Genomic DNA, 7,542 nt, shown 5'->3' on the forward strand with positions numbered 1-7,542 from the left:
TCGGCGCGGGCGGTCTCGTAGGCCGAGCCGCGGGCCCGCATCGCGTCGATCCGCGCGACCTGTGAGATCGCGCTGCGCTTGCTGGGCATGAGGGCCCCCCAGCCGTCCCGCCTCCCGCGCCCAGCGGTACTTCGCGCCGAGCACGGCCACCGGCTTCTCGGTCGTGTACGGGTACGCCACGACCCCGCGCTCGAAGAGGTACTGGCAGGCCTCCTCGACCTCCACGTCACCCGCGAGCGACGCCACCACGGGCTTCTCGATCCCGCGCTCGCGGAACTCGGCCACCACGCGCGCGGTGAGCTCCGCGAAGACCATGGGAGGAGTGACGATGGTGTGCCAGTATCCGAGGACCAGCGCGTGGATGCGTGGGTCCTCCAGACCCAGCCGGATCGTCGCCTCGTACGTCGACGGTGGCTCCCCCCCGGTGATGTCCACCGGGTTGCCCGCGGCCCCGAAGGGCGGGATGAACTTCCGGAACGCCTCGTCCAGGTCCGGCGGAATCTCCATCAGGGACAGGCCGTTGTCCGTCACCGCGTCGGAGAGCAGCACACCGCTGCCGCCGGCACCCGTGATGATCACGACGTTGTCGCCCTGGGGAGCGGGCAGCACCGGCAACGCGCGCGCGTACTCCAGCATGTCGTTCAGGCCCGGCGCCCGGATCACCCCGGCCTGCCGCAGGATGTCGTCGTACACGGCGTCGTCGCCCGCGAGGGCCCCGGTGTGTGAACCGGCCGCCTTGGCTCCCGCCGCCGTCCGCCCGGCCTTCAGCACGACCACCGGCTTCTTCGGCACGGTCGCCCGGGCGGCCTCCACGAAGGCGCGGCCGTCCTTGAGGTCCTCCAGATGCATGGCGATGCAGTCGGTGTGCGGGTCCTCGCCGAACCAGGTGAGCAGGTCGTCCTCGTCCAGGTCCGACTTGTTGCCGAGCCCGACGATCGCCGACACACCCGTCTTGGTGGTGCGGGCGAAGCCCAGGATGGCCATCCCGATGCCGCCCGACTGCGAGGTCAGCGCCACCCCGCCCTTGACGTCGTACGGCGTGCAGAACGTGGCGCACAGGTCCTGCCAGGTCGAGTAGTAGCCGTAGATGTTCGGCCCCAGCAGCCGTACACCGTGCCGCTCGGCGATCTCCACGATCTCCGCCTGGAGTTCGTGCTCGCCGGTCTCGGCGAACCCGGAGGGGATCAGCACGGCGTTCGGGATCTTCTTGCGTCCCACCTCCTCCAGGGCCGAGGCCACGAACTTGGCGGGGATCGCGAAGACCGCCACATCCACCTCACCGGGAACGTCCGTGACACTCTTGTACGCCTTGCGGCCCAGAATGTCATCGGCCTTGGGATTCACCGGATGGATGTCCCCGGCGAAGCCTCCGTCGATGAGGTTGCGCATCACCGAATTGCCGATCTTGCCCTGCTCGTTGGAGGCACCGATCACGGCGACCGAGCTCGGCTGCATCAGCCGGCCCATCGAGGCGAGGATCTCGTCGCGCGAGTACTTCCGGCGCGGCGCGGGCTGCGACTCGGCGAGGATCACCCGGATGTCGGCCGCTACGGCCCCCTCCGCGGTCGCGATCACCGGATTGAGGTCCACCTCCGCGATCTCGGGGAAGTCCGCGACGAGTTGGGAGACCCGGCGGATCTGCTCGGCGACGGCCCAACGGTCCACGCCCGCCTGGCCGCGCACCCCGCGAAGGATCTCCGCCGACCGGATCGAGTCCAGCATCGACAGCGCCTCGTCGGCGTCCACCGGCGCGAGCCGGAAGGTGACGTCCTTCAGGACCTCGACGAGCACCCCGCCGAGCCCGAAGGCGACCACCTTCCCGAACGTCGGGTCCGTGACCGCTCCGACGATGACCTCCTGACCCTTCGGCAGCAGCTCCTGCACCTGCACGCCCGAGATGCGTGCGTCGGCGTTGTAGGCGCGCGCATTGTCGATGATCTTGTGGAAGGCGGCTCGAACATCGGTCGCGCCCTCGACCCCGACGACCACCCCGCCGGCATCGGTCTTGTGCAGGATGTCCGGCGAGACGATCTTCATCACGACGGGCCCGCCGAATCGCGCCGCGAACGCCACGGCCTCGTCGACGTCCGTCGCCAGTTCCTCGCCCGGTACGGCGATCCCGTACGCGTCGGCGACCACCTTGCCCTCGGGCGCGGTCAGCGCGGTCCGTCCCCCGGCCCGCACGGACTCCAGGAGGGACCGCACCCGCAGGACCCGGTCTTCCGCCATCACGTCAGATCACTCCGTTCGACTTGAGCAGGCGCACTTCCTCGTCGCCGAGGCCGAGTTCGCCGACGTAGATCTCTTCGTTGTGCTCGCCGAGCAGGGGTGAACTGGTCACGTCGACGGGGGAGTCGGACAGCTTGAGCGGGCTGCCGACGGTCACGAAGTCGCCGCGCTCGGGGTGCGGGACGGTGACGACCATCTCGTTGGCGACCAGCGAACGGTCCTCGATGATCTCCCGGGTGGACAGGATCGGCCCGCACGGGATGTTGTGCGCGTTGAGCCGCTCCAGCACCTCCCACTTGGGTAGCGTCAAGGACCACTCCTCGATCAGCTGGAACATCTTGCCGAGCTTGGGCAGCCGCGCCTCGGGCGTCGCCCACTCGGGGTCGGCGGCCAGCTCGGGCCGGCCGATGAGCTCGCTGAGCGGCTGCCAGCCGACGGGCTGCACGATGACGTACACGTAGTCGTTCGGGCCGCCCGGCGCGCACTTGACCGCCCAGCCGGGCTGGCCGCCCCCGGACGCGTTTCCGGACCTGGGAACCTCGTCGCCGAAGTCCTCGTTGGGATATTCGGCGAGCGGCCCGTGTGCCAGACGCTGCTGATCCCGCAGCTTCACCCGGCACAGGTTGAGTACGGCGTGCTGCATGGCCACGTTGACCCGCTGCCCGCGCCCGGTGCGCTCCCGTTGGTAGAGCGCGGCGAGGATGCCCGCCACGGCGTGCACACCCGTCCCCGAGTCCCCGATCTGGGCCCCCGTCGCCAGCGGCGGTCCGTCCTCGAAGCCGGTGGTCGACATCGACCCGCCCATGGCCTGTGCGACGACCTCGTACGCCTTGAAGTTGGTGTATGGGCCCTCGCCGAACCCCTTGATGGAGGCATAGACGATCCGTGGATTGATCTCCTGGATGCGGTCCCAGGTGAAGCCCATCCGGTCCACGGCGCCCGGGCCGAAATTCTCGGCCATGACATCGGAGCGCCGGATCAGCTCGGTGAGGATCTCCTTGCCGCGCTCGGTCTTGGTGTTGAGGGTGATGCTCCGCTTGTTGCAGTTGAGCATCGTGAAGTAGAGGGAGTCGACGTCCGGGAGGTCACGCAGTTGCTTGCGCGTGATGTCACCGGTCGGAGCCTCCAGCTTGACGACGTCCGCGCCGAGCCAGGCGAGCAGCTGGGTCGCCGAGGGCCCGGACTGGACGTGGGTCATGTCCAGGACGCGGATACCTTCGAGGGCCTTGGTTCCTGTCATCGGGACACCTCACTTGTACATGGTCTGGTTCATGGTTCCGGGGGCGTACGCGTCCGGGTCGACCCAGACGTTGATCAGCGACGGCTTGCCGGACTCGCGGGCGCGCCGCAGGGCCGGGCCGATGTCGGCGGGGTCGCGGACCTCCTCGCCGTAACCGCCCAGCATCCGGGCGAACTTGTCGTAGTGGACGTCGCCCAGGGTGTTGCCGACCCGGTCGCGGTCCTTGCCGTACTTGGCGGCCTGGCCGTAACGGATCTGGTTCATGGAGGAGTTGTTGCCGACGATGCCGACGAACGGGAGGTCGTAGCGGACGAGGGTCTCGAAGTCCCAGCCGGTCAGGGAGAAGGCGCCGTCGCCGAAGAGTGCGACGACCTCCTTGTCGGGCCGGGCCTGCTTGGCCGCGAGCACGAAGGGGACGCCGACACCGAGCGTGCCGAGGGGGCCCGGGTCCATCCAGTGACCGGGCGACTTGGGCTGCACGACCTGCCCGGAGAAGGTGACGATGTCGCCACCGTCGCCGATGTAGATGCAGTCCTCGGTCAGGAAGTCGTTGATCTCGCTGACCAGGCGGTAGGGGTGGATGGGCGAGGCGTCGGACTTCAGGTTCGGCAGCCGCTTCTCCAGAGCGGTCTGCTCGGCCGCCCGCAGCTCGTCCAGCCACTCCTTGCGCTTGGACGCACCGCCGTTGATGCGCCCGGAGGCCGCCTCGGTCACCGACTTCAGCACGAGACCGGCGTCGCCCACGATGCCGAGGTCGATGTCGCGGTTCTTGCCGACGGTGCGGTAGTCGAGGTCGATCTGCACGACGGTCGCGTCCGGGGACAGCCGCTTGCCGTAGCCCATGCGGAAGTCGAAGGGCGTCCCCACGATGACGATGACGTCGGCGCCTGAGAAGGCGTACCGGCGGGAGAGCTGGAAGTGGTGCGGGTCGCCGGGCGGGAGGGTGCCGCGTCCCGCGCCGTTCATGTAGGCGGGGACGTTGAGGGTCCTGACGAGTTCGATGGCCGACTCGGTGCCCCGGGTCGTCCAGACCTGGCTGCCGAGAAGGATCGCCGGCTTCTCGGCGTGCACCAGCAGGTCGGCGAGCTTCTCGATCGCCTCGGGGTCGCCGGCCGAGCGTGTCGAGGCGCGGTAGGCGCCTTCCTGCGGCACGCGCGCCTTGGACGCGGGCACCTTGGCGTCCAGCACGTCGCGCGGGATCTCCAGGAAGGAGGGGCCGGGCGCGCCGTGGTAGCACTCGCGGAACGCCATGGACACCATGTCCGCGGCGCGGGCGGTGTCGGGCACGGTCGCGGCGAACTTGGTGATGGGGTTCATCATGTCGACGTGCGGCAGGTCCTGCAGGGACCCCATCTTGTGCTGGGTGAGGGCCCCCTGACCGCCGATCAGCAGCATCGGCGACTCCGCGCGGAAGGCGTTGGCGACACCGGTGACGGCGTCGGTCGTGCCGGGCCCCGCGGTGACCACCGCGCAGCCGGGCTTGCCGGTGATGCGCGCGTAACCGTCGGCGGCGTGGGCGGCGACCTGCTCGTGGCGTACGTCGACGACCTCGATGCCCTCGTCGACGCAGCCGTCGTAGATGTCGATGATGTGGCCGCCGCACAGCGTGTAGATGCGGTCGACCCCCTCGGCCTTCAGCGCCTTGGCTACGAGATGACCACCGGAAATCAAGTCCTGGGTGTCGTCGGGCATGGCGAAGTCCTGTCCCTTCGTAGGGGGTTGGAGCGGCTCGCAGTACATTGCATACAGTCGACGAATACTGTATGAAGCTTGTTATCCCGCATCCGGTCGGTGGTGTCCAGGGGGCGTGCGGCATTTTCAGTCAGGAGCCGAAATGGACTTGTACGAACACCAGGCAAGAGAACTCTTCGAAGAACACGGCATCTCGGTGCCGCGGGCCGAGGTGACCGACTCGCCGAAGGAAGCGCGTGAGATCGCACGCCGGCTCGGTGGCCGGGTCGTGGTGAAAGCCCAGGTGAAGACCGGTGGGCGTGGCAAGGCCGGCGGTGTGAGGCTCGCCGCCGACCCGGCCGCCGCCGAGCTGATCACACGTCAGATCCTGGGCATGGACATCAAGGGCCACACGGTCGGCAGGGTCATGGTGGCCCAACCGGTGGACATCGAGACCGAGTTCTATGCGTCCTACGTACTCGACCGCGCGGCGGGCCGCTTCCTCGCGATCGCCTCAGCGGAAGGCGGCATGGAGATCGAGGAGGTCGCCGCCACCCGTCCCGAGGCCGTGGCCCGTGTCCCCGTCGACCCCACCGAGGGAGTCACCACCGCGAAGGCGGGCGAGATCGCCGAGGCGGCCGGGCTGCCGCAGCAGGCCGTCGACGTCCTCGTACGCCTGTGGGAGGTCCTGGTCCGCGAGGACGCCCTCCTCGTCGAGGTCAATCCGCTCGTTCGCACGAAGGAGGGCCGGATCCTGGCTCTCGACGGCAAGGTCACCCTCGACGACAACGCCCGCTTCCGGCAGGCACGCTGGGGCGCGGACGACACCGAGCACGACGACCCGCTCGAGGCGGCCGCCGCCGCGAAGAGCCTCAACTACGTCAAGCTGGACGGCGAGGTCGGCATCGTCGGCAACGGCGCAGGCCTCGTCATGTCGACCCTCGACGTGGTCGCGGGATGCGGTGCGCGACCCGCCAACTTCCTCGACATCGGCGGCGGAGCGAGCGCCCAGGTCATGGCGGACGGACTGTCGGTCATCCTCTCCGACCCGGACGTGAAATCCGTCTTCGTCAACGTCTTCGGCGGCATCACCGCCTGCGACGCGGTCGCCGACGGCATCGTGCAGGCCCTGGGGACCGTCCGGTTGACCAAGCCGCTCGTCGTGCGCCTCGACGGCAACAACGCGGCCCGGGGCCGGGCCATCCTCGACGAGCACGCGCATCCGCTGGTCCAGCAGGTCACCACCATGGACGGCGCCGCCGCCCGTGCCGCCGCACTCGCCACCACGGCCTGAGGAGAGGGAACGCCATGGCCATCTACCTCACCAAGGAGAGCAAGGTCCTCGTCCAGGGCATGACCGGCGGCGAGGGCATGAGGCACACCGGGCGGATGCTCGCGGCCGGCACGAACGTCGTCGGCGGCGTCAACCCGCGCAAGGCCGGCCGCACCGTCGACTTCGACGACCGGGCCGTGCCCGTCTTCGGTTCGGTCGCCGACGGGATGCGCGCCACCGGAGCGGACGTCACCGTCGTCTTCGTGCCGCCCGCCTTCGCCAAGGCGGCCGTCGTCGAGGCCGCCGACGCCGGCATCGGCCTCGCCGTCGTCATCACCGAGGGCATCCCCGTCCACGACTCCGTCGCCTTCACCGCCTACGCCAAGGACAAGGGCACCCGCATCGTCGGCCCCAACTGCCCGGGACTCATCACCCCCGGCCAGTCCAACGCCGGCATCATCCCGGCCGACATCACCAAGCCGGGCCGCATCGGCCTGGTCTCCAAGTCCGGCACCCTGACGTACCAGCTCATGTACGAGCTGCGCGACATCGGCTTCTCCACCTGCGTCGGCATCGGCGGCGACCCCGTCGTCGGCACCACCCACATCGACTGCCTCGCCGCCTTCCGGGACGACCCCGACACCGAACTGATCGTCCTCATCGGGGAGATCGGCGGCGCCGCGGAGGAACGCGCCGCGGCGTACATCCGCGGGCACGTCACCAAGCCGGTCGTCGGCTACATCGCCGGATTCACCGCACCCGAGGGCAAGACCATGGGGCACGCGGGCGCGATCGTGTCCGGCTCCTCCGGCACGGCCGCCGCGAAGAGGGAGGCCCTGGAGGCGGTGGGGGTGAGCGTGGGCAGCACACCGACCGAGACGGCGAATCTGGTGCTCGCGCGCCTCAACGGCCGCTAGCGGGCCACCCACGCCGAGACCCCGGCCGACGGCCGGCCCACCCGCACCGATTCCTTGGCCGACGGCCGGCCCGCCCGCACCGATTCCTTGGCCGACGGCCGGCCCGCCCGCACCGAGTCCTTGGCCGACGGCCGGCCCGCCCGCACCGATTCCTTGGCCGACGGCCGGCCCGCCCGCACCGATTCCTTGGCCGACGGCCGGCCCGCCCGCAC

At 69.8% G+C, this 7,542-nt stretch carries 5 protein-coding genes and 1 pseudogene; 2 read left to right on the forward strand and 4 right to left on the reverse strand.

What is annotated here, in order from left to right; genetic code table 11:
- The 3 genes from ABZ281_RS29245 to ABZ281_RS29255 form a co-directional block, all read right to left on the reverse strand.
- Positions 1-2,229, reverse strand: a 2,229-nt coding sequence (locus tag ABZ281_RS29245; RefSeq protein ID WP_356660251.1) for an acetate--CoA ligase family protein, incomplete at its 3' end; no start/stop codon positions are given.
- Positions 2,230-2,233: 4 nt separating this feature from the next.
- Entirely contained in the window at positions 2,234-3,469 is a 1,236-nt protein-coding gene (gene frc, locus ABZ281_RS29250) for a formyl-CoA transferase (RefSeq protein ID WP_356660253.1), read from the reverse strand.
- Between the two features lie 9 nt (positions 3,470-3,478).
- Positions 3,479-5,161: a thiamine pyrophosphate-binding protein gene (locus ABZ281_RS29255; protein ID WP_356660255.1), complete on the reverse strand. Its 1,683-nt coding sequence runs from the start codon at positions 5,159-5,161 to the stop codon at positions 3,479-3,481.
- 142 nt (positions 5,162-5,303) lie between these two features.
- Here ABZ281_RS29255 and sucC point away from each other — a divergent pair, with 142 nt between their 5' ends.
- Entirely contained in the window at positions 5,304-6,434 is a 1,131-nt protein-coding gene (sucC, locus tag ABZ281_RS29260; RefSeq protein WP_356660257.1) for an ADP-forming succinate--CoA ligase subunit beta, read from the forward strand.
- Positions 6,435-6,448: 14 nt separating this feature from the next.
- Positions 6,449-7,330, forward strand: coding sequence for a succinate--CoA ligase subunit alpha (gene sucD / locus ABZ281_RS29265; RefSeq protein ID WP_356660259.1), 882 nt, complete (start codon positions 6,449-6,451; stop codon positions 7,328-7,330).
- On the opposite strand, the pseudogene ABZ281_RS29270 reads toward sucD, so the two are convergent.
- Positions 7,327-7,542 (reverse strand): annotated as a pseudogene (locus tag ABZ281_RS29270) (hypothetical protein); the annotation flags it as partial. The gene sucD and the pseudogene ABZ281_RS29270 sit on opposite strands and share 4 nt — an antisense overlap.

Origin of the sequence: Streptomyces sp. NPDC006265 (genome assembly GCF_040613555.1) — a bacterium.
Lineage (GTDB): Bacteria > Actinomycetota > Actinomycetes > Streptomycetales > Streptomycetaceae > Streptomyces.

Excerpts from the sequence above, each read along its gene's own strand:
- sucC (WP_356660257.1), top strand. The coding sequence starts at position 5,304 with ATGGACTTGTACGAACACCAGGCAAGAGAACTCTTCGAAGAACACGGC.
- ABZ281_RS29255 (WP_356660255.1), bottom strand. The coding sequence starts at position 5,161 with ATGCCCGACGACACCCAGGACTTGATTTCCGGTGGTCATCTCGTAGCC.
- sucD (WP_356660259.1), top strand. The coding sequence starts at position 6,449 with ATGGCCATCTACCTCACCAAGGAGAGCAAGGTCCTCGTCCAGGGCATG.
- frc (WP_356660253.1), bottom strand. The coding sequence starts at position 3,469 with ATGACAGGAACCAAGGCCCTCGAAGGTATCCGCGTCCTGGACATGACC.